This is a genomic window from Kitasatospora sp. NPDC058444 (assembly GCF_042721415.1).
Lineage (GTDB): Bacteria > Actinomycetota > Actinomycetes > Streptomycetales > Streptomycetaceae > Kitasatospora.
This window is the reverse complement of record NZ_JBHXLL010000019.1, coordinates 40,774-67,424: the sequence shown is the minus strand read 5'-3', so window position 1 is coordinate 67,424 and position 26,651 is coordinate 40,774. Positions and strand designations below refer to the sequence as shown.

The 26,651-nt window shown below is 73.3% G+C and carries 25 protein-coding genes and 1 pseudogene; 8 read left to right on the top strand and 18 right to left on the bottom strand.

The window, feature by feature from the left end:
* Positions 1 to 4: 4 nt before the first annotated feature.
* From ACFWP2_RS20955 to ACFWP2_RS20925, 7 genes are all read left to right on the top strand, one after another.
* On the top strand, positions 5 to 934 hold the full coding sequence (locus ACFWP2_RS20955; RefSeq protein WP_380453439.1) for an aminoglycoside phosphotransferase family protein: 930 nt from the start codon (positions 5 to 7) through the stop codon (positions 932 to 934).
* 74 nt (positions 935 to 1,008) lie between these two features.
* On the top strand, positions 1,009 to 1,365 hold the full coding sequence (locus ACFWP2_RS20950; RefSeq protein ID WP_380453436.1) for a DUF6204 family protein: 357 nt from the start codon (positions 1,009 to 1,011) through the stop codon (positions 1,363 to 1,365).
* Between the two features lie 75 nt (positions 1,366 to 1,440).
* Positions 1,441 to 1,986, top strand: coding sequence for a MarR family winged helix-turn-helix transcriptional regulator (locus ACFWP2_RS20945; RefSeq protein WP_380453433.1), 546 nt, complete (start codon positions 1,441 to 1,443; stop codon positions 1,984 to 1,986).
* Between the two features lie 114 nt (positions 1,987 to 2,100).
* Positions 2,101 to 2,787, top strand: a complete 687-nt coding sequence (locus ACFWP2_RS20940) for a class I SAM-dependent methyltransferase (RefSeq protein ID WP_380453430.1) — start codon at positions 2,101 to 2,103, stop codon at positions 2,785 to 2,787.
* Entirely contained in the window at positions 2,784 to 3,131 is a 348-nt protein-coding gene (locus ACFWP2_RS20935; RefSeq protein WP_380453428.1) for a sulfurtransferase TusA family protein, read from the top strand. The genes ACFWP2_RS20940 and ACFWP2_RS20935 overlap by 4 nt, the downstream gene beginning before the upstream one ends.
* Positions 3,132 to 3,241: 110 nt before the next feature.
* Positions 3,242 to 4,297 carry a ChbG/HpnK family deacetylase gene (locus ACFWP2_RS20930; RefSeq protein WP_380453425.1) on the top strand — a complete coding sequence of 352 codons (1,056 nt, stop codon included), beginning with the start codon at positions 3,242 to 3,244 and terminating at the stop codon, positions 4,295 to 4,297.
* Between the two features lie 41 nt (positions 4,298 to 4,338).
* Positions 4,339 to 4,788, top strand: a complete 450-nt coding sequence (locus ACFWP2_RS20925) for a hypothetical protein (RefSeq protein WP_380453422.1) — start codon at positions 4,339 to 4,341, stop codon at positions 4,786 to 4,788.
* A 10-nt stretch (positions 4,789 to 4,798) separates the two neighbouring features.
* Here ACFWP2_RS20925 and ACFWP2_RS20920 read toward each other — a convergent pair whose 3' ends face one another.
* The 5 genes from ACFWP2_RS20920 to def form a co-directional block, all read right to left on the bottom strand.
* Positions 4,799 to 5,797 carry a MerR family transcriptional regulator gene (locus tag ACFWP2_RS20920; protein ID WP_380453419.1) on the bottom strand — a complete coding sequence of 333 codons (999 nt, stop codon included), beginning with the start codon at positions 5,795 to 5,797 and terminating at the stop codon, positions 4,799 to 4,801.
* Positions 5,798 to 5,880: 83 nt separating this feature from the next.
* Positions 5,881 to 6,153: a hypothetical protein gene (locus ACFWP2_RS20915; RefSeq protein ID WP_380453416.1), complete on the bottom strand. Its 273-nt coding sequence runs from the start codon at positions 6,151 to 6,153 to the stop codon at positions 5,881 to 5,883.
* Between the two features lie 334 nt (positions 6,154 to 6,487).
* Positions 6,488 to 7,921 (bottom strand): RsmB/NOP family class I SAM-dependent RNA methyltransferase, encoded by a 1,434-nt coding sequence (locus tag ACFWP2_RS20910; protein WP_380453412.1) that lies wholly within the window; start codon positions 7,919 to 7,921, stop codon positions 6,488 to 6,490.
* A gap of 104 nt (positions 7,922 to 8,025) precedes the next feature.
* Positions 8,026 to 8,964 (bottom strand): methionyl-tRNA formyltransferase, encoded by a 939-nt coding sequence (gene fmt, locus ACFWP2_RS20905; RefSeq protein WP_380453409.1) that lies wholly within the window; start codon positions 8,962 to 8,964, stop codon positions 8,026 to 8,028.
* 87 nt (positions 8,965 to 9,051) lie between these two features.
* Complete coding sequence (gene def, locus ACFWP2_RS20900; protein ID WP_380453406.1) at positions 9,052 to 9,597, bottom strand: peptide deformylase; 546 nt, start codon at positions 9,595 to 9,597, stop codon at positions 9,052 to 9,054.
* 254 nt (positions 9,598 to 9,851) lie between these two features.
* Here def and ACFWP2_RS20895 point away from each other — a divergent pair.
* Positions 9,852 to 10,197 (top strand): annotated as a pseudogene (locus tag ACFWP2_RS20895) (hypothetical protein); the annotation flags it as partial.
* Between the two features lie 503 nt (positions 10,198 to 10,700).
* Here ACFWP2_RS20895 and ACFWP2_RS20890 read toward each other — a convergent pair.
* The 13 genes from ACFWP2_RS20890 to ACFWP2_RS20830 form a co-directional block, all read right to left on the bottom strand.
* The gene (locus ACFWP2_RS20890) at positions 10,701 to 12,785 is read right to left on the bottom strand and encodes a primosomal protein N' (protein ID WP_380453404.1); all 2,085 of its coding nucleotides are present in this window, start codon (positions 12,783 to 12,785) and stop codon (positions 10,701 to 10,703) included.
* Positions 12,786 to 12,904: 119 nt separating this feature from the next.
* The gene (gene metK, locus ACFWP2_RS20885; RefSeq protein WP_189916754.1) at positions 12,905 to 14,113 is read right to left on the bottom strand and encodes a methionine adenosyltransferase; all 1,209 of its coding nucleotides are present in this window, start codon (positions 14,111 to 14,113) and stop codon (positions 12,905 to 12,907) included.
* Positions 14,114 to 14,265: 152 nt separating this feature from the next.
* Entirely contained in the window at positions 14,266 to 15,495 is a 1,230-nt protein-coding gene (coaBC, locus tag ACFWP2_RS20880; protein ID WP_380453401.1) for a bifunctional phosphopantothenoylcysteine decarboxylase/phosphopantothenate--cysteine ligase CoaBC, read from the bottom strand.
* A 183-nt stretch (positions 15,496 to 15,678) separates the two neighbouring features.
* Positions 15,679 to 15,945, bottom strand: coding sequence for a DNA-directed RNA polymerase subunit omega (gene rpoZ / locus ACFWP2_RS20875; protein ID WP_030240625.1), 267 nt, complete (start codon positions 15,943 to 15,945; stop codon positions 15,679 to 15,681).
* A 37-nt stretch (positions 15,946 to 15,982) separates the two neighbouring features.
* Positions 15,983 to 16,540: a guanylate kinase gene (gmk, locus tag ACFWP2_RS20870; protein ID WP_380453399.1), complete on the bottom strand. Its 558-nt coding sequence runs from the start codon at positions 16,538 to 16,540 to the stop codon at positions 15,983 to 15,985.
* A gap of 49 nt (positions 16,541 to 16,589) precedes the next feature.
* Entirely contained in the window at positions 16,590 to 16,916 is a 327-nt protein-coding gene (mihF, locus tag ACFWP2_RS20865; RefSeq protein WP_030056187.1) for an integration host factor, actinobacterial type, read from the bottom strand.
* Positions 16,917 to 17,266: 350 nt separating this feature from the next.
* A complete protein-coding gene (gene pyrF / locus ACFWP2_RS20860; protein ID WP_380453397.1) occupies positions 17,267 to 18,100 on the bottom strand; it encodes an orotidine-5'-phosphate decarboxylase in 834 nt (277 codons plus the stop codon).
* Positions 18,101 to 18,131: 31 nt separating this feature from the next.
* Positions 18,132 to 19,235, bottom strand: coding sequence for a quinone-dependent dihydroorotate dehydrogenase (locus ACFWP2_RS20855; RefSeq protein ID WP_380453395.1), 1,104 nt, complete (start codon positions 19,233 to 19,235; stop codon positions 18,132 to 18,134).
* A gap of 89 nt (positions 19,236 to 19,324) precedes the next feature.
* Complete coding sequence (gene carB, locus ACFWP2_RS20850) at positions 19,325 to 22,633, bottom strand: carbamoyl-phosphate synthase large subunit (RefSeq protein ID WP_380453393.1); 3,309 nt, start codon at positions 22,631 to 22,633, stop codon at positions 19,325 to 19,327.
* A complete protein-coding gene (gene carA / locus ACFWP2_RS20845; RefSeq protein ID WP_380453391.1) occupies positions 22,626 to 23,783 on the bottom strand; it encodes a glutamine-hydrolyzing carbamoyl-phosphate synthase small subunit in 1,158 nt (385 codons plus the stop codon). The genes carB and carA overlap by 8 nt, the downstream gene beginning before the upstream one ends.
* The gene (locus ACFWP2_RS20840; RefSeq protein ID WP_380453627.1) at positions 23,780 to 24,373 is read right to left on the bottom strand and encodes a hypothetical protein; all 594 of its coding nucleotides are present in this window, start codon (positions 24,371 to 24,373) and stop codon (positions 23,780 to 23,782) included. The genes carA and ACFWP2_RS20840 overlap by 4 nt, the downstream gene beginning before the upstream one ends.
* Positions 24,373 to 25,677 carry a dihydroorotase gene (locus ACFWP2_RS20835; protein WP_380453389.1) on the bottom strand — a complete coding sequence of 435 codons (1,305 nt, stop codon included), beginning with the start codon at positions 25,675 to 25,677 and terminating at the stop codon, positions 24,373 to 24,375. The genes ACFWP2_RS20840 and ACFWP2_RS20835 overlap by 1 nt, the downstream gene beginning before the upstream one ends.
* On the bottom strand, positions 25,674 to 26,651 hold the full coding sequence (locus ACFWP2_RS20830) for an aspartate carbamoyltransferase catalytic subunit (protein ID WP_380453387.1): 978 nt from the start codon (positions 26,649 to 26,651) through the stop codon (positions 25,674 to 25,676). Before ACFWP2_RS20830 ends, ACFWP2_RS20835 begins: the two co-directional genes overlap by 4 nt.

The window sequence follows — 26,651 nt, the reverse complement described above, 5'->3', positions numbered from 1 at the left end:
CCGCATGATCACCGTCCCCGACGGGCTCGCCCGCACCACCGTCGACCGCGAGGGCGCACCCGGCGCTGCCTGGATCGCCGAACTCCCCGGCCTCGCCGCCGAACTGCTGGAACGCTGGGACTGCGTACCGGACGGCTCGGCCGTCCACGGCGGCGTCGGCCTGATCCTCCCGGTCCGTCAGGCACACGGGCGCACCGCCGTACTGAAGCTGTCGTTCCCCCACCCCGGCAACGTGCACGAGCCGGACGCCTTCGAGGTGTGGGCGGGCCGGGGAGCCGTCCGGCTGTACGCACGGGACGACGAGCGCTTCGCGATGCTGCTCGAACGGGCGAGCCCGACGACGCTCGCGGAGGTCCGGGACAGCGACGAGGTGCTGACGGCCGCCGGGCGGCTCAGCCGTCGGCTCGCCGTCCCGGCGCCACCGGGCCTGGCCCGGCTGAGCGAGCAGGCGGCCGGCTGGGAGGCCGCGCTGCGCACCGACGCGGCCTCCCTGCCCCACGCCCTGTCGGACCGCGCGGCGGCCGCCGCCCTCGCGACCGTCCGCGAACTCGCCCGCACCCAGCCGGAGGTGCTCGTCCACGGCGACCTCCATCCCCGCAACATCCTGCGGGCGGAGCGCGCGCCCTGGCTGGCCGTGGACCCCAAGGGCTACGTGGGGGACCGTGCCTACGACGGCGGCACCCTGCTCAAGGTCCACGCCCTGACCCTGCTCGGCACGACGGACGTGCGTCGCACCCTTCTCCGTGCGCTCGACGTCTTCACCGAGGCCGCCGAGCTGGACCGCGAACGCACCCGCCGCTGGGCCCAACTCCACGCCGTCCAGGCCGCCTTCCACGGTCGGCGGCAGGGATTCCGACGCGCCCGGGGAGGCTCCGAGCTCACCCGGCTCGTCCGGTACGCGGAGGGGCTCGCGGAAGCGCTCACCCCCGCCTGACCGGCGCCCCACGCCCACGGAGGCCGAGGAAATCGCGTTGGCGGCCGGCAGCCCGGAGTGCCTATGGTCGGGGGATGACCACTCGAACCTTCCGCATCATGGTGCGCGGCGTCTTCGACGGCCTCACCGACGAGCAGCGCGCCGAACTGCTCGCCGCCGCCCCCGAACACGACGTGCTGCGCGCCGCCTTCACCCGCGAGGGCCACCTCAGCTACGACCTCTCCGCACGGGCCGCCTTCACCTTCCGCTTCCTCGACGAGGGCGAAGCCGAGGAGGACATCCTGGAGGCCGCCGAGCGGGCCGAGCAGTCGGCACGGGACTGGCTCACCGAACGGGGTTACGGCTACAAGAACCTCCGCTCCCAGGCCGAGGACCTCTCCCAGGCGCCACTCGGCAAGCGTCAGCGCCGCGCCGCCAACACCGCTCGCTGACCCGACCCCCTCCCCCTGCGCCACCTCCTTGACGGCTCCCCCTCGGGATATACTTGAGCAATCAAGGAGGTGGCAATGACAGATCATCCCGACCAGCCGGCCCGGCCAGACCAGCCGAAGCAGGTGGGACACGTGCCGCAGAACGCGACCGCACCGGCCACGACGGGCCCCGGCCCCGACCCGCTGGACACCGCCCTGCGGCTGGTCCGCGCCCAGACGGCTCTGGTCAAGCGCTTCGACGCGAGCCTCAGCGGCCTGCACGGTGTCAGCCTGGCCGACTTCACCATGCTGCTCCACCTCTCCCAGGCCCCCGGCGGCCGGATGCGCCGGGTCGACCTCGCCGAAGCCCTCGGCCTCACCGCCTCCGGCGTGACCCGTGGCCTCGCGCCGCTGGAGCGGATCGGCCTGGTCGCCCGCGAGACCGCCGCCCGCGACGCCCGGGTCGCCTACGCCGCCCTCACCCCGACCGGTCGTGAGCGGCTGGCCGAGATGCTGCACACCGCCCGCCAGGTCGCCGCCGACCACTTCGCGGCCGAGCAGTGGAGCCCCGAGGACCTCGGCCGGCTGTCCACCCTGCTCACCCGACTCGGCGGCACCGCTCCCGGACAGCGCCTCGGCTGACCCACCCGCCCGCGCCCCCGCCCGGCCCCACGTCCTAGGCTGGCCCCGCACCACAGGCACCACCCGTACAACCCGCACCACCCGCACCACCCCCACCCCGCGAAGGGCAGCACCATGACCGACACCCCCGGCACCGGGTCCGGCCAGGAACGCACGCTCGCCGACGCCCAACGCGCGCACTGGCAGCAGACCTACACCGCCAACCCGGGGATGTACGGCGAGCAGCCCTCCGCCCCCGCCGAGTACGCCGCCGAGGAGTTCGCCGCCGCCGGAGCCCGGGACGTGCTGGAACTCGGCGCCGGCCACGGCCGCGACGCGCTGCACTTCGCCCGTACGGGCTTCCACGTGCTGGCCGCCGACTTCAGCCCGACCGGGCTGTACCAGCTGCGCGCCGCCGCCGCGGACCAGGGCCTGGCCGACCGGCTCTCGGTCCTCGCCCACGACGTCCGCGATCCGCTGCCCCTTCCCGACGCCTCCGTCGACGCGGTCTTCGCCCACATGCTGCTCTGCATGGCGCTCTCCACCGAGGAGGTCGAGGCGCTCGTCGCCGAGGTCCGCCGGGTCCTGCGGCCGGGCGGCACCTTCGTCTACACCGTCCGCCACACCGGCGACGCCCACTACGGCGCCGGCACCGGCCACGGGGACGACATCTGGGAGCACGGCGGCTTCGCCGTCCACTTCTTCCCCCGCGAGCTGGTCGACGCGCTCGCCGAGGGCTGGCGCCTGACCGACGTCCATCCCTTCGAGGAGGGCGAACTGCCCCGCCGCCTCTGGCGCATCACCCAGGAGACCCCCCGATGAGCGCACCCGACGCCGCCGCCCCCGACGCCGAGAAGGCCGCCGCCCCCCAGGCTGTCACCCCCGACCTCACCGTCGACGGCACCGGCCTGCTCTGCGTCCAGCTGCTGCTCCGGCTGCGCGCGCGGATCGCGCACCTCCCGGCCGGCGCGGTGGTCCACATCCAGACCACCGACCCCGCCGCCCCGCTCGACCTCCCCGCCTGGTGCCACCTGACCGGCCACGCGTACCTCGGCCAGGTCCCGTACGAGGCCACCGACCGCGAGGTGTACGCGCTGCGCCTGACCTCCGCCCCGGTCCGGACCCGCCCCGACCGCCCCTGGCACCCGGCCCCGGCCACCGACTGACCGACCCGCCCCCGCCGGACGCTCGACGCCCGGCCCGCCGACACCCGACCGACCGCGTCCCCCGGAAAACCCCGCGCGTCCACCCCCACCGCCGGGCCAGACTGCGGCCCATGCCCGCAGCCGACGCCACACCCGCGCCCCTGCCCCTGCCCCTGCCCCCACAACCGCACCCGCACCCGCACCCGCACCCCACCACCAACCACCTCCTCGGCCACCCGCCCGACGCCCGCCTCCTGCTGCTCAACTGCGACGACCTCGGCCTGGACGAATCCGTCAATCTCGCCGTGATCGACGCCGTCCGGAACGGCATCGCGGCCTCGTGCAGCCTGATGACGCCCTGCGCCGCCGCACCGCACGCGCTCCGGCTGCTGCGCCGGCACCCGGAGGTCCCCTTCGGCGTCCACCTCACGCTGGTCTGCGAGTCCACGGACCGCCGCTGGGGCCCGCTCACCGCCCGTGACCGGGTGCCCTCCCTCCTCGACGCCTCCGGAGGGTTCTTCGCCCCCACCCCCGCCGGACGCGCCGACCTGCTCGCCCAGGCCCGGCTCGACGACATCGAACGCGAGTTCCGCGCCCAGATCGACGCGGTGGCGGCGGCCGGCCTCGCTCCGACCCATCTCGACTTCCACTGCCTGGCCGACGGCGGCCGCGAGGACGTCCTCGACCTCACCCTCGCCCTCGGCGCCGCGTACGGTCTGGCGGTCCGGGTCTGGCTGCCGCCCGCGCTCGCCCGGATGCGCGAGCACGGCCTGCCGGTGGTGGACCACGGCTTCCTCGACAGTTTCACCGTCCCCCTGGACGACAAGCCCGCCCACTACGCCCGCCTGCTCGCCGCACTCCCCCCGGGCCTCACCGAGTGGGCCCTGCACCCGAGCACGGCCGCCCCGAGGACTGCCTCGACCACGGACCCGGCCACGAACCCGACCGCAGGCCCGAGGACAAACCCGACAGCAGGCCCGACAGCACGCCCGAACCACCCCGCCCCGGACGACGATCGGCGCATCCGGCACACCGACCACGCGTTCCTCGTCTCCCCCGAGGCCCGCCGGCTGCTCACCGAACACGGCATCACCGTCCTCGGCTACCGCACGCTCCAGGAGGCCTGGCAACGGGCTCGAGGACAGCACGCGGCCGAGGTCTCCTGGCCTCCCGGTGTGCCACGATGAGGAGGTACGAACGATCCAGCGCCACAGGGAGGTTGACCGCCGTGGACCCGATCATCAGTTGCCACTGGCAGGACCCGGACGGCGAGTGGGCCCTGACCGTCGGCCACACCGGCGACGCCTGGGAACTGCTCGCCTCGGCCCCCGACTGGTCGGAGTCGATCCCCTTCTCGAACCCGGACGAGGTCCGCCGCCTCGCCCAGGCCCTGCTGGACCTGCCCGCCGAACCCGAGCCGTACGAGTTCGAATGGCAGCTCTCCCGCGCCGGATCGGCCCCGGCCGCCGGCGAGCGGCAGCCCCACTTCGCGACCTTCGCCGTCGGCCTCGACCCCACCGACGACCACCGCCCGTACCTCGCCTACCAGTCCTACTACGACCTGGGCCGGGCGACCGGACTCGGCCTGGAGGTGATCTGCGAGGACCCCCCGGTCGATCACCTCCGCGCCCAGGCCCACGCCTTCCTCACCGCCTTCCAGGGCCCCAATCGCCGGTAGCCGCACCGGCTCACGCCACGGCGCGCACCGCCCAGTCCACCTCGGCCGCCCAGCTCTCCGGCGCGTCCCACCGGTTGACCACCGCCAGCAACTCCAGGTACCGCTCCCGCCGCGGATCGGCCATCGCCCCCAGCCGCTCCGCCAGACGTTCGCGCAACGCCCCGGCATCCCCCGGCACCGCCCCCGCACAGCACCGCCCGTACCGCTCCACCAGCGCCGCGACGACGGCCGCCCCCTCCGCCGACTCCGGCTCCACCCCGGCCGCGACCGCCGGTCCGGCCAACTCCCGCACCGCCACCGCCAGTCCGGGCCGCGGCACGCCCGAAGCGGCCCGCACCTCCCCAGACCCCACCTCTCCCTCGGCGGCCGCCCCCTCGGAGGCCGCCCCCTCGGAGGCCTCCCCTTCGGCGGCCTCCGCCTCGGCCAGCCCGCGCAGCAGCGCCCGGAACCCGGCGTCCCCCGCCAGCCGCGCCAACTCCACCCAGGCCTCGACCTGTTCGACCGACGGTTCCTCCGGCAGCTCCGGCGTCAACGAGCGCGCCGCAGCGGCGAACCGCCCGCCGCCACTCCCGATCCCGCCGAACACCCCTGCCAGGAACTCCCCGATCAGGCTCTTCCGTTCGTCCTCCGTGAGCCGGGCCAATCGGTGCACGAGCGTCAACTCCTCAGGTGTCGACCCGAGTCTGGCCACCGTCCCGAGCACCGCCCGCCGCAGCCGCAGCACCCGGATCTGGACGTCGATCGCCTCCGCCTGCGCGGCGGCGACGTCGGCCGGCGTCAGTTCGCGCTCCACCACCCGCCGGATCGCGGACAGTCCGAGCCCGAGCTCCCGCAGGGTGCGGACCAGTTCCAGGCGGGCGACGGCGTCGGCGCCGTACCGCCGGTGGCCGGCCGGGTTGCGGTCGGCCGGCGGCACGATCCCCTGGTCCGAGTAGTGGCGGACGGTCTTGACCGTCAGCCCCGTCCGCCGGGCCAGCTCACCGATGGTGTACGTCGTGTCGCCGTTCATGGCACCACCCTGCTACCTCCCCCCACGGGAGATGCAAGCCGCCCACGGCCGTGACGACCCCGTCACGCCGGGCACCGCCGCCCTCACCCCCGGGGCCCGCGCCGACGGCCCTCCTCCCGCCCGGACCGCCGCGGCGTCCGCCAGGCGGCGAACAGGACGCCCGCCGCGCCGATGACGGCCTGAAGCGCCCCGGTGCCGGCCAGCAGGCAGATCAGGGTGCACACCGCCAGGATCCCCATCAGGGCGATCAGATCGAGCGTGCGGCCGTCCGTCGCGGTCCTGCGGGCCCGGGGTTCCGTAACGGCGCTCTGCGGACCGGCGGGTCCCTCGGGTGATCGCTGAAGCTCCGACGACATCGCTCGCCTCCCACGGTCGGGAAGGGCAGCCGCCGGGGAACGCATCCGCAGAACGAGAACACACAACGCGAACAGCCGCATCGCGCCGCATGTCTTGTGGGGTTGCCTCCCCGGCTCCGCCGCGCGACGCGACGAAGCCTGCCCCCCAAAGATCATGCAGCCGAGCGGCTACACGGGAACCATGGAAGCCCACACCCGACGGAACGTCAACCCCCCACATGGGGAGGTCAGTTCTCTCTCCCACACACACAGCCACCCCGCCACAGCCACCCGCCCGGGGCCGCCCTCCCCACCGAGGAGGCACCCCCGGCCGGGAAGGCGACGCCGGAACGCGTCAGGCCGTGCGCCGCAGCAGCGCCAGGTACATCGCGTCCGTCCCGTGCAGGTGCGGCCACAGCTGCACGTCCGGCCCCTCGCCGAGCGCCGGGACGCCGGGCAGCAGCGGGCGCGCGTCGATCCACTCGACCCGGCCGCTCTCGCCCCGCAGCACGTCCTCCACGACCGCGCGGGTCTCCGCGAGGTGCGGCGAGCAGGTCGCGTAGCCGACCACGCCGCCGACCCGGGTGGCCTCGATCGCCGAGCGCAGCAGGTCCCGCTGGAGCGGGCCGAAGGCCGCGACGTCGGCCGGCCGGCGCCGCCAGCGCGCCTCCGGGCGGCGGCGCAGCGCGCCGAGGCCGGAGCACGGCACGTCGACCAGCACCCGGTCGAAGCCGCCGGACCGCCAGGCCGGGCGCGTTCCGTCGGCCGCGATCACGGTGTACGGGCCGGGGTTGCCGGCCAGCGCCCGCGCCACCAGCCGGGCGCGGTGCGGCTGCTTCTCGCTCGCGACCAGGGCCGCACCCCGCTCGGCGGCGAGCGCGCCGAGCAGTGCGGCCTTGCCGCCGGGGCCGGCGCAGCCGTCAAGCCAGATCCGGTCCGGCCCGTCCAGCGGCGCCGAGGCCAGCGCCAGCGCGACCAGCTGGCTGCCCTCGTCCTGGACGCCCGCCCGGTTCTCCTGCACCGCCGCGATCGATCCCGGGTCGCCGCCCTCGGCGAGCCGCAGCGCGAACGGGGACCAGCGGCCCGGCTCGGCCTCCGGCAGCGCGTCGGCCAGCTCGCCGACGGTGGCGCGGCCGGGGCGGGCGACCAGGGTGACCTCGGGCCGCTCGTTGTCGGCCTGCAGCAGCTCCTCCATCGCGGTGCGCCCCGAGGCGTCCGGCTGCCAGCGGCCGAGCGAGTCCCAGAGCGCGGAGACGACCCAGCGCGGGTGCGAGTGCACGACCGCCAGGTGGTCCTCGGCGTCCTTGTCGTACGGCGGGGCGACCTGCTCGATCCAGGCGTCGAGGTCGTGGGCGCTGATCCGGCGCAGCACGGCGTTGACGAACTTGGCCTTGCCGTCGCCGAGCACCACCCGGGCCAGTTCGACGGTCGCCGAGACGGCCGCGTGGCTGGGGATGCGGGTGGTGAGCAGCTGGTGCGCGCCGAGCGAGAGCACGTCCAGCACCGGCGGGTCGACCTTGCCGAGCGGCCGGTCGATGCAGGCGGCGATGATCGCGTCGTAGGTGCCCTGCAGGCGCAGGGTGCCGTAGACCAGCTCGGTGGCGAGGGCGGCGTCGCGCCGGTCCATGCCCTTCTGCTCGGCCTCGCGGAGGAGGGAGGGCAGGATCAGGTTGGCGTACGCGTCACGCTCGTCGACGGCGCGCAGGGCGCGGAACGCGACGATCCGGGCCGGGTCCTTCTTCGGGCGGCGGTGCGGGCGGGGGGCGCGCTTGGCGCTGGGGGTGGTCACGGGTGCCTCAAGGTGCTCAAGGTGCTGCGGTGGTTATCGGTGGTTATCGGTGGTTATCAGTGGTTGTCAACGACTCATACGAACAGTAGCGTCAGACGGGAGCGTCAGCTCCCGAAGCGCTCCCCCGCCTCCAGTCGCGCGCCCCGGGCCCAGTCGGCGGCCCGCATCTCCTTCTTCCCCTGCGGACGCACCTCCCCGAGCTCCACGTCGTGGCTGCCGGTGCCGACCCGGACGCTGTTCTTGCCCACCATCGCGACCTCGCCCGGCGCCAGCTCGGCGGAGTCCGGCAGCAGCCGGACCGGCCCGGTGACCTTCAGCCGCTCTCCCCGGAACTCCGTCCAGGCGCCCGGCGCCGGCGCGCAGCCGCGCACGACCCGGTCGATCCGCAGCGCCGGGTGGTTCCAGTCGATCCGCGCGTCCTCGACGGTGATCTTCGGCGCGAGCGTGACGCCCTCGGCCGGCTGCGGCACCGCGTGCAGGGAGCCGTCCGCGATGCCGTCCATGGTGGCCGCGAGCAGCCGCGCGCCGGAGACCGAGAGCCGGGTGAGCAGCTCGCCGCTGGTGTCGGCCGGGCGGATCTCCTCGGTGATCACGCCGTAGACCGGGCCGGAGTCCAGGCCCTGCTCGATCAGGAAGGTGGACGCGCCGGTGACCTCGTCGCCGGCCAGCACCGCGTGCTGGACCGGGGCCGCGCCGCGCCAGGCGGGCAACAGCGAGAAGTGCAGGTTGACCCAGCCGTGCTTGGGGATCTCCAGCGTGCCGGGGCGCAGCAGGGCGCCGTAGGCGACCACCGGGCAGCAGTCGGGGGCGAGTTCGGTGAGCCGGGCGACGAAGTCCGGGTCGCTGGGCTTCGCCGGCTTGAGGACCTCGATCCCGGCCTCCTCGGCGCGCTGGGCGACGGGGCTGGCGACCAGCTTGCGTCCGCGCCCGGCCGGAGCGTCCGGGCGGGTGACCACCGCGACGACCTCGTGCCGGTCCGAGGCGAGCAGGGCGTCCAGGGCGGGAACGGCGACCTCGGGGGTGCCGGCGAAAACGAGACGCATCAAGGGCCTTTCTGCAAAAGGAAGTTCAAGTGACCGACGGAACCCGACCGGAGTCGGGGCGGAACCGGCGGGCGGAACCGGCGGACGTCAGCGGGCGGAACCGAAGGTGCTGTGCGGCGAGACCTTGACCACCGGGGCCGGCCCACCGCCCCAGTCCGCCTCCCGGATCGCCTTCAGCGCGGCCTTGCGCTGCTCGCGGTCGAGCCGGTCGATGAAGACGATGCCGTCCAGGTGGTCGGTCTCGTGCTGGATGCACCGGGCGAGCAGCTGGGTGCCCTCCAGGGTCACCGGATCGCCGTACATGTTGAAGCCCCTGGCCACCACGCCGTACGCGCGCTTGGTGTCGTAGCGCAGGCCGGGCAGCGACAGGCAGCCCTCGGGACCGTCCTGCTCCTCCTCGCTGAGCGACAGGTCCGGGTTGATCAGGTGCCCGGTGACGCCGTCCACGTGGTACGTGAACACCCGCAGGGAGACCCCGAGTTGGGGCGCGGCCAGGCCGGCGCCGGGGGCGTCCAGCATGGTGTCCGTGAGGTCCTGGACCAGCTTGCGCAGTTCCTTGTCGAAGGTGGTCACCGGCTTGGCGGTGGACCGCAGGACGGGGTCTCCGAAGAGACGGATCGGCTGGATCGCCACGGGGTACGGGCTCCTGTCCGTAGGGGCGCGGGCTGCGGTCGGCCGCTGGTTCACCCGCCAGTCTATGCAACCCGCGCGGCCGCCCGCCGGGGGCTTCCCGGAGGCCCTGATCGGCGACCGGAACGGCCCGACCGCGCTAGCCGCGTTACCCCGGCCCCCGCTTCGGCGTTGGTCAAGAGAGATTGACCGGGGCCGGGCGCACGGGACACCGAGTGCCGGCCGACCCGAACCGTACGGAAGGTGGCACGTAGGCCATGGCCGAGCAGATCAACCACGACGCCCGGGCGCGGGCGAGCCTGCACCTGCTGGTGCGGGACATCGAGCGGGTGAGGCGGCAGGTCGACGCGCTGCGGACGCTCACCGCTCAACTGGGCAACGTCTACCGTCCGCGCCGACCGAGTACCTCGGCCGGCTTCGTGGTGTACGGGCGGGCGCCGGCGCCGACCGTGCGCCTGGCGCAGGAGCTGCGGGAGAGCGTGGAGACCCTGGTGGCCGCGGCGGTCGAGTTCGACCGGGCGCTGGGCTTCTCCTGGGACTCGGTGGGCTCCGCCCTCGGGGTCACCAAGCAGGCCGTGCACCGGCGCTACGGCATGCGCCGCCCGACCAGCGAGCTCCTCGCCGCGAGCGGCGGCGTCCCGGGCCAGAGCCGCCCGGACCGCGTCGACGAGCTGCCCACCGGCACCGAGCGCACCGGTCTGGCCACGACCGTCCCGGCGGCCCGCCAGGGCGGCCTGGACCGCAGCAGCCTGGACCGCGGCGCCCTGGAGCGCACCACGATGGACCGCACCGCCCTCGACCGCGCGACCATCGACCACACCGCGATCGACCGCGTCCCGATGGACCGCACCCCCGTCGACCGCACCCCCGTCGACCGCGGCACCCCCGACCGCGGCACCCCCGTCGACCGCCCCCAGGCGGACCGACCCGGCATCCCGCTGCGCGGCTGACCGAGCCGCCGCAGCCCGGGCCGTCCGGGGCGGGGTGGCCCACTCACCCCGCCCCACCGGTCCACCGCCCCATCGGTCCGCCGGTCCGCCGCCCCGCCGCCCCACCGGACCCGAAGCCCGACACGAGGCGTCCCAGCCACCCCACCGACGCGCCGCTCAGCCGATGTCCGTCGGATCCACCCGCACCCGCACCGGCTCCGCCGTCCGCAGCGCGATCCGCGCGATCTGCGCCGCCTTGAGCGCCGCCGCCAGCGCGGCCCCCTGCCCCGGCGGCACCCGCAGCAGCGCGCGCTCCTGCTCCTCCCCCCGCAGTGCCGCCACCGGCACCGGCCCGAGCACGTCCGCCTCCTCGGGCAGCCGGATCAGGTTCAGCAGGTCCGTCACCGCCGCCGGGCTCCCGCTCACCGAGGCCATCCTGGACACCGGCGGGAAGTGCAGCTGGGCCCGTTCGTCCCGCTCCAGCCCGGCGTGCCCCAGCGGGTCCCAGCGCACCAGGGCCTGCACCGGGCGGGCCGAGGGCTCGGCCACCACGACCACCGTCCCGCCGTCCGTCGACGGCCGCACCAGGGCGGCTGCGGTGAGCCAGAGTCGCAGCGCCTCCTCCCCCGCCCGCAGGTCCGGCCGGCCGAGCAGCGCCCAGCCGTCCAGCAGCAGCGCGGCCCCGTACCCGCCGCCGCCCTCCACCACCGGCTCGGCACCGGGCGTGGAGATCACCAGCGAGGGCTCGTCCGGCACGGTGGTGAGCACGGCCTCCCGGCCCGAGGTCCTCACCGGGATGCGCGCGAACGCCTTGCCCAGCTCCTCCGCCGTCCGCCGGGCCCCGACCACCTGGGCCCGCAGCCGGAAGGACCCGCACTCGGGGCAGTGCCAGTCGTTCTCCGGTTCCCCGCACCAGCCGCAGCACAGCGAGGCGTCCGCCGAGGGTGCCTCCAGCGGCCCCTCGCAGCGCCGGCAGCGCGCGGGGGTCCGGCAGCGCCCGCAGGCGAGCCGGGGCACGTAGCCGCGCCGCGGCACCTGGATGAGCACCGGGTGCCCGGCGGCCAGCGACTCCCGGGCGGCCTCCCAGGCCACCGAGGGCAGCCGGGCGGCCTGGGCGGCGGCGTCCCGGTGCTGGTCCTGGTCGGTGACGGTCCGCACCCTGGGCGCGACCTGCCGCACCGTCTCCCGGTCCGCGACCAGCGGGCGCGCCCAGCCGGTGCTGACCAGCTGCGCGCCCTCCACCGTCACCGCGTGCCCGCCGAGCAGTACGGCCGCGCCCTCCTCGGCGGCACGCAGCAGCGCCACCTCGCGCACGTGCGGGTGCGGGGCGCGCGGGTCGCTGTGGCTGCCGTCCCCGTCCGACCAGACGACGACCAGCCCGAGGTCCCGGACCGGCGCGAACATGGTGGCCCTGGTCCCGATCACGGCGTGCACGGAGCCGCGGCTCACCGCGAGCCAGCGCTTGTAGCGCTCGCGCGGGCCGAGGTCGGCTTCCAGCGCGACGTGCATCCCGGGGCCGAGCAGCTCGGTCAGCGCCTGGTCGACCCGGGCCACCGAGCGCCCCTCCGGGAGCACGACCAGCGCGCCGCGCCCGCCCGCCAGGGTCGCGGCCACCGCCCGGGCGATCTCGTACGGCCAGCCGGGGCCGGGCAGCGCCGCCCAGACCGCGCGCGGCGAGCCGCCCCCGGCGAGCGAGGCGAGGAAGTCGGGCCCGGCCGGGTAGCGCTGCCAGCCGCCGGGCGCCGGGGCGGCCGGGCGGGGCAGCGGCGGCGGCGAGGGTTCGGCCTCGGCCTTGGCGTGCCGGGGCGGGACGGCCAGCTGGAGCACGTCGGCCAGTGTCCCGGCGTACCGGTCGGCGACGGTCCGGCACAGCCGCAGCAGCTGCGGGGTGAGCACCGGCTCGGGCGAGAGCACCTGGGCCAGCGGGGCGAGCGGTCCGGCGAAGTCGCTCTTCTCCAGCCGGGCGACGATGAAGCCGTCGTGCAGTTCCCCGCCCTCGCGCTGGCCCTTCACCACCCGCGCCCCGAACCGCACCCGTACCCGCACTCCGGGCTGGGCGTCCTCGGCCATGCCGGCCGGCACCTCGTAGTCGAAGAACTTGTCGATGGTGAGCACGCCCTTGTCCACCACGACCCGGGCCACCGGCAGGTGCTCGGCCCGCTTGGCACCCTTCCACGTCCGGGGCTTGGCCCGCTTGACCGTCTCCCGGATGAACGCCAGCTGCTCCGGCTCGGCGGCCCCGTTCTCCCCTGTGCTGCTCATCGCCACCAAGTACTACCAGGTCACACCGACAATGCACGAAGCGGCGCCCACCCCCCGGAGGGGGCGGGCGCCGCTTCACACGAGCGTTGCGCTACACACGCAGGACGACACGCGGCGGGTCAGTCCTGGACGGCGGCCTTGAGCTGCTCGACCCGGTCGGTGCGCTCCCAGGTGAAGTCCGGCAGCTCGCGGCCGAAGTGGCCGTACGCCGCGGTCTGGGAGTAGATCGGGCGCAGCAGGTCCAGGTCGCGGATGATCGCGGCCGGGCGCAGGTCGAAGACCTCGGAGACGGCCTTCTGGATCGCGAGGACCGGCACGGTCTCGGTGCCGAAGGTCTCCACGAAGAGGCCGACCGGCTCGGCCTTGCCGATCGCGTACGCGACCTGCACCTCGGCGCGGCGGGCGAGGCCGGCGGCGACGATGTTCTTCGCCACCCAGCGCATCGCGTACGCGGCCGAGCGGTCCACCTTGGACGGGTCCTTGCCGGAGAAGGCGCCGCCACCGTGGCGGGCCATGCCGCCGTAGGTGTCGATGATGATCTTGCGGCCGGTGAGGCCGGCGTCGCCCATCGGGCCGCCGATCTCGAAGCGGCCGGTCGGGTTGACCAGCAGGCGGTAGCCCTCGGTGGTCAGCTTGATGCCCTGCTCGGCCAGCGCCTTCAGCTCCGGCTCGACCACGAACTCGCGGATGTCCGGGGTGAGCAGCGACTCCAGGTCGATGTCGCTGGCGTGCTGGGTGGAGACCACCACGGTGTCCAGGCGGACGGCCTTGTCGCCGTCGTACTCGATGGTGACCTGGGTCTTGCCGTCGGGGCGCAGGTAGGGGATGGTCCCGTTCTTGCGCACCTCGGTCAGGCGGCGGGAGAGGCGGTGCGCCAGGGTGATCGGCAGCGGCATGAGCTCGGGCGTCTCGTCGGACGCGTAGCCGAACATCAGGCCCTGGTCACCGGCGCCCTGCTTGTCCAGGTCGTCCTCGTCACCCTCGACCCGGGCCTCGTACGCGGTGTCGACGCCCTGCGCGATGTCGGGCGACTGGGCACCGATGGACACCGAGACGCCGCAGGAGGCGCCGTCGAAGCCCTTCTTGGAGCTGTCGTAGCCGATCTCCAGGATCTTGTCCCGGACGAGCTGGGCGATCGGCGCGTACGCCTTGGTGGTCACCTCGCCGGCCACGTGCACCTGGCCGGTGGTGATGAGCGTCTCCACGGCGACCCGGGACGTCGGGTCCTCCCGCAGGAGAGCGTCAAGGATGGTGTCGCTGATCTGGTCAGCGATCTTGTCGGGGTGTCCCTCGGTGACGGACTCCGAGGTGAACAGGCGGCGAGACACAGCGCTCCCTGGGGTTGCAGCGGCTGCTGACTGAAGTTCCCCGGGGCGACCCGGGGAACTCCGGAAAGACTTGATTCCTGGAGTCTAACGGTCTGGTTCCGTCGAACGTCACCCGCTTCGGGATTTCTCGACCGCCATGCGAGCGGTTCCGATCAGTTGCCGCCCGTTTCCAGCCGCTTTGAGACCAGATCCCAGACCACGTCCGCGAGCGCCTCCTTCGGACCCACCGGAACGGCCGTCTCGCTGCCGTCCGAACCCAGCACCACGGCCTCGTTGACGTCCGTACCGAAGGCCTTGCCGTTGCCCACCTCGTTCACGACGAGCAGGTCACAGCCCTTGCGGGCGAGCTTGGCCCGACCGTTGGCGAGCACGTCGTCGGTCTCCGCCGCGAAACCCACCACGAGTTGACCCGAACGGGCCCGGTGGGCCGACAGCTCGGCCAGGATGTCCGGATTGCGGACGAGGGCGACGGGCGACGGCTCGGTCCCCTCGACCTTCTTGATCTTGCCCGTCGCGTACTCGGCGGGCCGGAAGTCCGCCACCGCCGCGGCCATCACCACGGCGTCCGCGTCCCGGACCGCCTTCAGCGCCGCCTCGCGCAGCTCCAGCGCGGTCGAGACGTGCACCACGTCCACCCCGGCCGGATCCGGCAGCTCGGCATTGGCCGAGAGCAACGTCACCCTGGCCCCGCGCGCCGCGGCCGTCACCGCGAGCGCGTAGCCCTGCTTGCCGGAGGAGCGGTTGCCCAGGTAGCGCACCGGGTCCAGCGGCTCCCGGGTGCCGCCGGCCGAGACCACCACGTGCCGGCCCGCCAGGTCGGTCGGCACCGCCCCGCCGCGGCGCAGCACGGCCCGGCAGGCGTCGAAGACCGCCGACGGCTCGGGCAGCCGGCCCTTCCCGGTGTCCTTGCCGGTCAGCCGCCCGACGGCCGGCTCCAGCACGATCACGCCCCGGCGGCGCAGCGTGGCCACGTTGTCCCGGGTGGCCGGGTGCTCCCACATCTCGGTGTGCATGGCGGGCGCCACCACGACCGGACAGCGGGCGGTGAGCAGGGTGTTGGTCAGCAGGTCGTCGGCGAGGCCGTGGGCGGCCTTGGCGATCAGGTCGGCGGTGGCCGGGGCGACCACCACCAGGTCGGCCTGCTGCCCGATCCGCACGTGCGGCACCTCGTGCACGCGCTCCCAGGTCTCGGTGGCGGCCGGGCGCCCGGAGAGCGCCGCCCAGGTCGCCTCGCCGACGAAGTGCAGCGCGGCGGCGGTCGGCACCACGGTGACCTGGTGGCCGGACTCGGTGAAGCGGCGCAGCAGCTCGCACGCCTTGTACGCGGCGATCCCGCCGCTCACGCCGAGGACCACGCGGGGGGCGTCCGCACTCAGAGTCATCTACCGGCCTCTCTCCACATCGGGAACCCGCCCACCCTACGGCCCCTCAGCCGCCACCCGCACGGTGCCCCACCACGTGCGGAAGGCACGTGAGGAAGACCTGCGAGGAGAGCACGTGAGGAGACGCCGAAGGGCCCGGCGGAAACGATTCCGCCGGGCCCTCCCGGAAATTCAGCGACCGCCTCAGGCAGCCTCGATCGCCTCGGCAGTCAGCATGCCCGCGTTGATCTCGCGCAGCGCGATCGACAGCGGCTTCTCGTGCACGTGGGTGTCGACCAGCGGGCCGACGTACTCCAGCAGGCCCTCGCCGAGCTGGGAGTAGTACGCGTTGATCTGGCGCGCGCGCTTGGCGGCGTAGATCACGAGGCTGTACTTGGAGTCGGTGGCCTCGAGCAGCTCGTCGATCGGCGGGTTGATGATGCCCTCGGGCGCGGTCATGGAAGAGGACACGCTAAAACCTTCCGAAAGGGTGGAAAAGACAGACAGGTCAGGCTACACCGAGCAAGGCTAGCAGTTCGGCCGCTACCTGCTCGACGGAGGTGTTGACAAGGGTCGTGTCGAACTCGGGCTCGGCGGCGAGCTCGATCTTGGCCGCCTCCAGCCGCTTCTCGATCACGTCCTGCGATTCGGTGCCCCGGCCGGTCAGCCGACGGACCAGCTCGTCCCAGCTCGGCGGGGCCAGGAAGACCAGCTGCGCCTCGGGCATCGACTCGCGCACCTGCCGGGCGCCCTGGAGGTCGATCTCCAGGAGCACCGGCTCGCCGCGCTCCAGCTTCTCCTGCACGGCCGCCCGCGGGGTCCCGTAGCGGTTCCCGGCGAACTCGGCCCACTCCAGCAGCTCGCCGTTGGCGACCAGCTTGTCGAACTCGTCGTTGTCGACGAAGTGGTACTGGACCCCGTTCTTCTCGCCCGGCCTCGGGTGGCGGGTCGTCGCCGACACCGAGAGCCAGACCTCGGGGTGCATCTTCCTCATATGAGCGACGACCGTGCTCTTGCCGACCCCCGAAGGGCCGGAGAGCACGGTCAGCCGCGGACGCTCACTCATGCACCGATTATCCCGGATCGCGGGGGATCCTGGGACCACGGGGGCACGGTCAGGCGGCGCCACCGCCGAACTCCCGCTCCAGGGAAGCGATCTGGTTCGTACCGAGGCCGCGGACACGCCGGCTCTCGCTGATGCCGAGGCGCTCCATGATCTGCTTGGCACGGACCTTGCCGACGCCCGGAAGGGACTCCAGCAGGGCCGAGACCTTCATCTTGCCGATGACGTCGTTGTCGGCCTTTCCGGCCTTGATCACCTCGTGCAGGGAGGCGCCGGAGTGCTTGAGCCGGTTCTTGACCTCGGCGCGCTCCCGGCGAGCCTCGGCGGCCTTGGCGAGCGCGGCGGTGCGCTGTTCAGGGGTAAGGGGCGGAAGGGCCACGCCGTTCACCTCAGGGTGTGGATGGATGGATTGAGCTAGGACTGGTTCGGTACCGAGGACACCGTGCGCAAGGGGAACCACAAGGCCCTGACCTGCGGGGAGCCACGAAAACCGCGGCTCGCCGATGACCTATCGCCGGACACTACCCGGATTGCGGCGCCGCGTCAGGAAAAGAACACGAAAAGTCCTGGTCAGCCAAGGCCGACCAGGACTTTCCAGGGCAAAATGACCGCGATTGCGAGACTTTGGCGGTGCGGATGTGACCGCGCTCACGTCGACTCCGCGGTCACCGCGCGGTCCTGCGGACACTCCGCAGGGTCACCGCACGGCTACCTGAAGGACGGGTTCCGCTACTTGACGGCGTCCGCGAACTCGCCGACGAAGCGCTCCGCGGCCTCCCGCAGGGCCGGCACCGAGGGACCGTGCTTGAGCACGTCCCGGCTGACGCTCGGCACCACGTTGATCACCGAGGCGCCGAACACCCGCGGCAGGTCCGCCATGGTCGCGCCCTGGGCGCCGATGCCGGGGGCCAGCAGCGGGCCGTTGATGGCCAGCTCCACGCCCGCGTCGGCCAGCGTCGCGCCGACCACCGCGCCGAAGGAGCCGAGCGGCGCGGCGCCCTCGTTCTCGGCCGCCAGCTGCCGCAGCACCGAGGCCGCGACCGGCTCGCCGTCCGCGCCCACCGCGCGCTGCACCTCGGCCCCCTCCGGGTTGGAGGTGAGCGCCAGCGCGAACACGCCGCAGCCCTGCTCCCGGGCCAGGTCCAGGGCCGGGCGCAGCGAGCCGAAGCCGAGGTACGGGCTGACCGTCACCGCGTCCGAGAACAGCGGGCTGCCCGGCGACAGGAAGGCCTCGGCGTACGCGGCCATGGTGGAGCCGATGTCACCGCGCTTGGCGTCCATCAGGACCAGCGCGCCGGCCGCCCGGGCCTCCTCGACGGTCTTCTCCAGCACCGCGACGCCCTTGCTGCCGAAGCGCTCGAAGAAGGCGGCCTGCGGCTTGAGCACGGCCACCCGGTCGGCCAGCGCCTCGACCACGGTGCGGCTGAAGGTCTCCAGCCCGGCGAGGTCGTCGCCGAGCCCCCAGGCGGCGAGCAGGGAGGCGTGCGGGTCGATGCCGACGCAGAGCTGGCCGCGGGTGTCGAGGGCCTGGCGCAGCCGGGCGCCGAACGGGGCGAGGGTCATGTCGTCTCTTTCCGGAGGGGTGGGAGGGGGTTCAGGAGCTGCGCACGGCGCTGCCGACGGCGTCGGCCAGGCTGCGGAAGCCGCCCGCGCGGACCTTGGCGGACAGGCCCTTGTGGATCCGCCGGCACCAGAACGGGCCCTCGTAGATGAAGGCGCTGTAGCCCTGGACCAGGTCGGCGCCGTGGACGATCCGCTGCCAGGCGTCCTCGGCGGTCTCGATGCCGCCGACCGAGACCAGGGTCAGCCGGCCCCCGGTGCGGGCGCGCAACCGCTGGAGCACCTCCAGGGCGCGGGCCTTGAGCGGGGCGCCGGACAGGCCGCCCATGCCGATCTCCTCGACCCGCGCGGCGTCGGTGCGCAGGCCCTCGCGGCCGATCGTGGTGTTGGTGGCGATGATGCCGTCCAGGCCCAGCTCCAGGGCGAGGTCGGCGACCGCGTCGACGTCCTCGTCGGCCAGGTCGGGGGCGATCTTGACCAGCAGCGGCACGTGGTGGGCGGTGGTGCGGTCGGCGGCCTCGCGGACGGCGGCGAGCAGCGGTCGCAGGTGGTCCACGGCCTGGAGGTTGCGCAGCCCGGGGGTGTTCGGCGAGCTGACGTTGACCACCAGGTAGTCGGCGTACCTGGCCAGCCGCTCGGTGGACTTCACGTAGTCGGCGACGGCGTCGGCCTCCTCGACCACCTTGGTCTTGCCGATGTTGACGCCGATCACCGGGGTGGAGCTGGTGTGCGGGCGGGCGGCCAGCCGGGCGGCGACCCGGGCCGAGCCCTGGTTGTTGAAGCCCATCCGGTTGATCAGCGCGCGGTCCTCGACCAGGCGGAACAGCCGGGGCGCCGGGTTGCCGGGCTGGGGCTCGCCGGTGATGGTGCCGATCTCGACGTAGTCGAAGCCGAGCATCGACAGGCCGTCGATGCCGACGCCGTTCTTGTCGAAGCCGGCGGCCAGGCCGAACGGGCCGGGCAGGTCCAGGCCGAGGGCGCGGGTGCGCAGGGCCCGGTCGCGCGGGGCGAGCACCAGCCGCACCAGGGTGCGCAGGCCGGGCACCGAGGAGCCGAGGCGGATCCAGAAGAAGGCCAGGTGGTGGGCCTTCTCGGGGTCCATCTTCTTGAAGACCAGGTCGAACAGAAGCTTGTACAAGGGGGGTTCAACTCCCGGAGCGGAGAACGGATTCGGGCACACGAGTGGGGGGCACCAATCCGGCTCCGGTGCCCCCCACTGCGGTGGTGCTACTTGCGGCCGGCGTTGATCAGCTCGGCGTGCTCCTGGAGCGACATCACCCCGACCTCGTCGCGCAGCAGCGCGTCCATGCCCTGGACGGCCGCGCCCATCGCCTGGACGGTGGTCAGGCAGGGCACCGCGCGGGCCACGGCCGCGGTGCGGATCTCGTAGCCGTCGAGGCGGCCGCCGGTGCCGTACGGCGTGTTGATGATGAGGTCGACCTCACCGTCGTGGATCAGCTGGACGATGGTCTTCTCGCCGTTCGGGCCCTCGCCCTCGCTGTGCTTGCGCACCAGCGTGGACGGGATGCCGCCGCGCTGGAGCACCTCGGCGGTGCCGGCGGTGGCGAGCACCTCGAAGCCGAGGTTGACCAGCGCGCGGGCCGGGAAGACCAGGTTGCGCTTGTCCCGGTTGGCCACCGAGACGAAGACCTTGCCCTTGGTCGGCAGCGCGCCGTACGCACCGGACTGCGCCTTCGCGTAGGCGGTGCCGAAGACCCTGTCGATGCCCATGACCTCACCGGTCGAGCGCATCTCCGGGCCGAGCACGGTGTCCACCCCGCGGCCGTGGATGTCGCGGAAGCGGCTCCACGGCATCACGGCCTCCTTGACCGCGATCGGCGCGTCGGCGGGCAGGGTGCCGCCGTCGCCCTCGGCCGGGAGCAGGCCCTCGGCGCGCAGCTCGGCGATGGTGGCGCCGAGCGAGATCCGGGCGGCGGCCTTGGCCAGCGGCACGGCGGTCGCCTTGGAGGTGAACGGGACGGTCCGGGAGGCGCGGGGGTTGGCCTCCAGCACGTAGAGGATGTCCCCGGCCATGGCGAACTGGATGTTGATCAGGCCGCGGACGCCGACACCGCGCGCGATGGCCTCGGTGGAGGTGCGCAGGCGCTTGATGTCGAAGCCGCCGAGGGTGATCGGGGGCAGCGCGCAGGCGGAGTCGCCGGAGTGGATGCCGGCCTCCTCGATGTGCTCCATGACGCCGCCGAGGTAGAGCTCGGTGCCGTCGTAGAGCGCGTCGACGTCGATCTCCACCGCGTCGTCCAGGAAGCGGTCGATGAGCACCGGGTGCTCGGAGATCAGACCGGCGTGCCGCTCCAGGTAGGAGGCGAGCGAGGCCTCGTCGTAGACGATCTCCATGCCGCGGCCGCCGAGCACGTAGGACGGGCGGGCGAGGACCGGGTAGCCGATCTCGTCGGCGATCGCCTTGGCCTCCTCGAAGGAGAACGCGGTGCCGTGCTTGGGGGCCGGCAGGCCGGCCTCGCGCAGGACGCGGCCGAAGGCGCCGCGCTCCTCGGCGAGGTCGATCGCCTCGGGCTGGGTGCCGACGATCGGCACGCCGTTGTCCTTGAGCGCCTGGGCCAGGCCCAGCGGGGTCTGGCCGCCGAGCTGGACGATCACACCGGCGAGCGGGCCGGCCTGCTGCTCGGCGTGGACGATCTCCAGCACGTCCTCCAGGGTGAGCGGCTCGAAGTAGAGCCGGTCGGAGGTGTCGTAGTCGGTGGAGACGGTCTCCGGGTTGCAGTTGACCATGACGGTCTCGTACCCGGCCTCGGCGAGCGCGAAGGAGGCGTGCACGCAGGAGTAGTCGAACTCGATGCCCTGGCCGATGCGGTTCGGGCCGGAGCCCAGGATGATCACGGCGGGCTTGGTGCGCGGCGCGACCTCGTTCTCCTCGTCGTAGGACGAGTAGAAGTACGGGGTCTTGGCGGCGAACTCGGCGGCGCAGGTGTCGACGGTCTTGAACACCGGGCGGATGCCGAGGGCGTGGCGCACCTCGCGGACCACGTCCGGCTTCAGGCCGCGGATCTCGCCGATCTGCTGGTCGGAGAAGCCGTGCCGCTTGGCATGGCGCAGCAGCTCGGGGGTGAGCTCGGCGGCCTCGGCCAGCTCGCCGGCGATCTCGTCGAGCAGGAAGAGCTGGTCGACGAACCACGGGTCGATCTTGGTGTACTCGAAGACCTCCTCCGGGGTGGCGCCGGCCCGGATGGCCTCCATCACGGTGTTGATCCGGCCGTCGGTCGGCACGACCGCCTTGGCCAGCAGCTCCGCCTTGTCGCCGACGGGGCCGCTCCAGGAGAACTGGGAGCCCTTCTTCTCCAGCGAGCGCAGCGCCTTCTGGAGCGCCTCGGGGAAGTTGCGGCCCATGGCCATGGCCTCGCCGACGGACTTCATGGTGGTGGTCAGGGTGGCGTCGGCGCTCGGGAACTTCTCGAACGCGAACCGCGGGACCTTGACGACGACGTAGTCGAGGGTCGGCTCGAAGGAGGCCGGGGTCTGCTCGGTGATGTCGTTGGGGATCTCGTCCAGGGTGTAGCCGACGGCCAGCTTGGCGGCGATCTTGGCGATCGGGAAGCCGGTGGCCTTGGAGGCGAGCGCCGAGGAGCGGGAGACGCGCGGGTTCATCTCGATGACGATGACCCGGCCGTCGTCGGGGTTGACGGCGAACTGGATGTTGCAGCCGCCGGTGTCGACGCCGACCTCGCGGATGACGGCGATGCCGATGTCGCGCAGGATCTGGTACTCGCGGTCGGTGAGGGTCATCGCCGGGGCGACGGTGATCGAGTCACCGGTGTGCACGCCCATCGGGTCGAAGTTCTCGATGGAGCAGACGACCACGACGTTGTCGTGCTTGTCGCGCATCAGCTCCAGCTCGTACTCCTTCCAGCCGAGGATGGACTCCTCCAGGAGCACCTCGGTGGTCGGCGAGAGGGTCAGGCCCTGGCCGGCGATGCGGCGCAGGTCCTCCTCGTTGTGGGCGAAGCCGGAGCCGGCGCCGCCCATGGTGAAGGAGGGGCGCACGACGACCGGGTAGCCGCCGAGGGTGTCGACGCCGGCCAGCACCTCGTCCATGGTGTGGCAGATGACCGAGCGGGCGGACTCGCCGTGGCCGATCTTGGCGTTGACGGCCTCGACGACGCCCTTGAAGAGCTCGCGGTCCTCGCCCTTGTTGATCGCCTCGACGTCGGCGCCGATCAGTTCGACGCCGTACTTCTCCAGCGTGCCCGCCGCGTGCAGCGAGATCGCGGTGTTGAGCGCGGTCTGGCCGCCCAGGGTCGGCAGCAGCGCGTCGGGGCGCTCCTTGGCGATGATCTTCTCGACGAACTCCGGGGTGATCGGCTCGACGTAGGTGGCGTCGGCGATCTCCGGGTCGGTCATGATCGTGGCCGGGTTGGAGTTGACCAGCACGACCCGCAGGCCCTCGGCCTTCAGGACCCGGCAGGCCTGCGTACCCGAGTAGTCGAACTCGGCGGCCTGGCCGATCACGATCGGGCCGGAGCCGATCACCAGGACGGACTTGATGTCAGTGCGCTTAGGCACGCTGGCCCTCCATGAGCTTCACGAAGCGGTCGAACAGGTACGCGGCGTCGTGGGGACCGGCGGCCGCTTCGGGGTGGTACTGCACGCTGAAGGCGGGGACGTCGAGTGCCTGCAGGCCCTCGACCACGTCGTCGTTGAGGCAGACGTGGGAGACCTCGACCCGCCCGTAGGCGGTGTCGCTCACCTTGTCCAGCGGGGCGTTCACGGCGAAGCCGTGGTTGTGGGCGGTCACCTCGACCTTGCCGGTGGTGCGGTCCTGCACCGGCTGGTTGATGCCGCGGTGGCCGTACTTGAGCTTGTAGGTGCCGAAGCCCAGGGCGCGGCCGAGGATCTGGTTGCCGAAGCAGATCCCGAAGAACGGGGTCTTGCGCTCCAGCACGCCCTGCGCCACGGCGACCTGGTGGTCGGCGGTGGCCGGGTCGCCCGGGCCGTTGGAGAAGAAGACGCCGTCCGGGTTGACGGCGTAGACGTCCTCCAGGGTGGAGTTGGCGGGGAGCACGTGCACCTCGATGCCGCGCTCGGCCATCCGCTGCGGGGTCATCGCCTTGATGCCGAGGTCCAGCGCGGCGACGGTGAACCGCTTCTCGCCGATCGCGGGCACCACGTAGGCCTCGGTGGTGGCGACCTCGGCGCACAGGTCGGCGCCCTTCATCTCGGGCGACTGCTGCACCCGGGCGAGCAGGGTGGCCTGGTCGGCCAGCGCCTCGCCGGAGAAGATGCCGCAGCGCATCGCGCCGCGCTCGCGCAGGTGGCGGGTCAGCGCGCGGGTGTCGATGCCGCTGATGCCGACGACGCCCTGGTTGACGAGCTCCTCGTCGAGCGGGCGCAGCGAGCGCCAGTTGGAGGCGACCCGGGCGGGGTCGCGCACCACGTAGCCGGCGACCCAGATCTGCTGGGACTCGTCGTCCTCGTCGTTCCAGCCGGTGTTGCCGATCTGCGGGGCGGTCATCACGACCACCTGGCGGTGGTACGACGGGTCGGTGAGGGTCTCCTGGTAGCCGGACATGCCGGTGTTGAAGACCGCCTCGCCGAAGGTCTCGCCGATGGCGCCGTAGGCCTGTCCGCGGAAGGTCCGGCCGTCCTCCAGGACGAGCACGGCAGGCACTCGTTCCCGCCGTTGGCGCTGCGTGGTGGGGGCAGGTGCGGTCATTGCGCGGCCTCTTCCGTCTTCGTCTTCGTACGTGTTGCGAGCTGAGCGACCGCCTCGACCCAGGCGGCGTGCTCATCGGGGTGGTCGGCCCGGAAGCCGGAGTCCAGTTGAACGGTGCCCATGGGGGTCCCCCCGGCCGAAGGCTGGGGGAGCGTCCAGCTGACGACGAGCAGCCCGGAGGGGACGACCTTGCCGGCGATCCCGGAGTCCGTGCGGGCACCGGTCAGGTGCTCGGCCGGGATCCAGAAGTCGACGTCACCGGGGCGCCGCACCAGCAGGCCGTCCTCGCCGAGGGTGAGGTCGGCGCGGCTGCGGGTGCCCAGGCCGTGGGCGACGACCCGGTCGAGCCAGTTCCCGGCGGTGGTCGTGCCGTGGTACCGGCCGCTGGTCTCCAGGATGGTGCGTCCGGCGCGGGTCGGCACGGCCGGCAGCGGCGGGATGCCGGACTGCAGGGTGCGCCGCCAGTTCCAGCCCTGGCGCATCAGCCAGTAGACGAGGCCGATCACGATCAGCAGACCGACGGACCAGCCGATGTAGCCGGGCCAGTCGGTGACCTTCGCCTGCTCCTGGGCGAGCGTGGCGGGGACCATCACTCGGCGCCGTCCTGCTCGGCGAGCTCGCCGGCCAGCACGGTGGCGCGCCCGCGCAGGAAGGTTGCGTGCACCCGTCCGGGCAGGTCCAGGCCCTTGTAGGGGGTGTTGCGGCTGCGGGTGGCGAAGCTGTCCGGGTTCACGACACCACGGTACGCGGGATCGAACAGCACCAGGTTGGCCGGCTCACCCACCGAGATCGGCCGGCCGTGGCCGGCGAGACGGCCGATCCGGGCCGGGCGGTGGGACATCCGGTCCGCGACGGCCTCCCAGTTCAGCAGGCCGGTGTCGACCATGGTCTGCTGCACGACCGACAGCGCGGTCTCCAGGCCGACCATGCCCATCGCGGCCACGGCCCACTCGCAGTCCTTGTCCTCGTCCGGGTGCGGCGCGTGGTCGGTGGCGACGGCGTCGATGGTGCCGTCGGCCAGCGCGGCGCGCAGCGCCCGGACGTCCTCGGCGGTGCGCAGCGGCGGGTTCACCTTGTACACCGGGTCGTAGGTGCGGACCATCTCGTCGGTGAGCAGCAGGTGGTGCGGGGTCACCTCGGCGGTGACGTCCCAGCCCTTGGACTTGGCCCAGCGGACGATCTCGACCGAACCGGCCGTGGAGAGGTGGCAGACGTGCAGCCGGGAGCCGACGTGCGCGGCGAGCAGCACGTCGCGGGCGATGATCGACTCCTCGGCGACGGCCGGCCAGCCGCCGAGCCCGAGCTCGCCGGAGACCTGGCCCTCGTTCATCTGGGCGCCCTCGGTCAGCCGCGGCTCCTGGGCGTGCTGGGCGACGACGCCGTCGAAGGCCTTGACGTACTCCAGGGCGCGGCGCATCAGCACCGCGTCGTCCACGCACTTGCCGTCGTCGGAGAAGACCCGGACGCCCGCGGCGGACTCGTGCATCGCGCCGAGCTCGGCGAGCTTCTTGCCCTCCAGGCCGACGGTGACGGCGCCGACCGGCTGCACGTCGCAGTAGCCGGCCTCCTGGCCGAGCCGCCAGACCTGCTCGACCACGCCGGCGGTGTCGGCCACCGGGGTGGTGTTGGCCATCGCGTGCACGGCGGTGAAGCCGCCCATCGCGGCGGCCCGGGTGCCGGTGAGCACGGTCTCGGCGTCCTCGCGGCCGGGCTCGCGCAGGTGGGTGTGGAGGTCGACCAGGCCGGGCAGGGCGATCAGCCCGGTGGCGTCGATCTCGATGTCCGCCTCGACCGTCAGGCCGGTGCCGATCTCCTTGATCACGCCGTCGGCGAGGTGGAGGTCCTGCGGGGCGCCGCCCAGGATCTTGGCGTTGCGGATCAGGTAGCTGGTCACTGGGAGGTCTCCACGGAGTCGGTGCGGGCGGTGTCGGCGATGGTGGCTCCGCCGAGCAGCAGGTACAGGACGGCCATCCGGACGGAGACGCCGTTGGCGACCTGCTCGACGGCCGTGCAGCGCGGCGAGTCGGCGACCTCGGCGGTGATCTCCATGCCGCGGACCATCGGGCCGGGGTGCATCACGATCGCGTGGTCGGGCAGCTGGGCCATCCGGCGGCCGTTCATGCCGTAGCGGCGGCTGTACTCGCGCTCGGTCGGGAAGAACGCGGCGTTCATCCGCTCGCGCTGCACCCGCAGCATCATCAGCGCGTCCGTCTTGGGCAGCACGGCGTCCAGGTCGTAGCTGATCTCGCAGGGCCAGTTCTCGACCCCGATCGGCAGCAGCGTGGGCGGGGCGACGAAGGTGACCTGCGCGCCGAGGGTGTTCAGCAGGTGGACGTTGGAGCGGGCGACCCGGCTGTGCAGCACGTCGCCGACGATGGTCACCCGGCGGCCGGCCAGGTCGTGGCCGCTGCCGGGGTTGAGGTGGCGGCGCATGGTGAAGGCGTCGAGCAGCGCCTGGGTGGGGTGCTCGTGGGTGCCGTCACCGGCGTTGATCACGCTGCCGTGCAGCCAGTCGGACTGGGCCAGCCGGGCCGGCGCGCCGGAGGCGTGGTGGCGGATGACCACCGCGTCGGCGCCCATCGCCTGGAGGGTCAGCGCGGTGTCCTTGAGGCTCTCGCCCTTGGAGACCGAGGAGCCCTTGGCGGAGAAGTTGATGACGTCGGCCGAGAGGCGCTTCTCGGCGACCTCGAAGGAGGTCTTCGTCCGGGTGGAGTCCTCGAAGAAGAGGTTGACGACGGTGCGGCCGCGCAGCGTGGGCAGCTTCTTGACGGCCCGACCGGAGAGCTGGGCCAGCTCCTCGGCGGTGTCCAGGATCAGCAGCGCGTCGTCGCGGCTGAGATCGGCGGCGGAGACGAGGTGGCGCTTCAC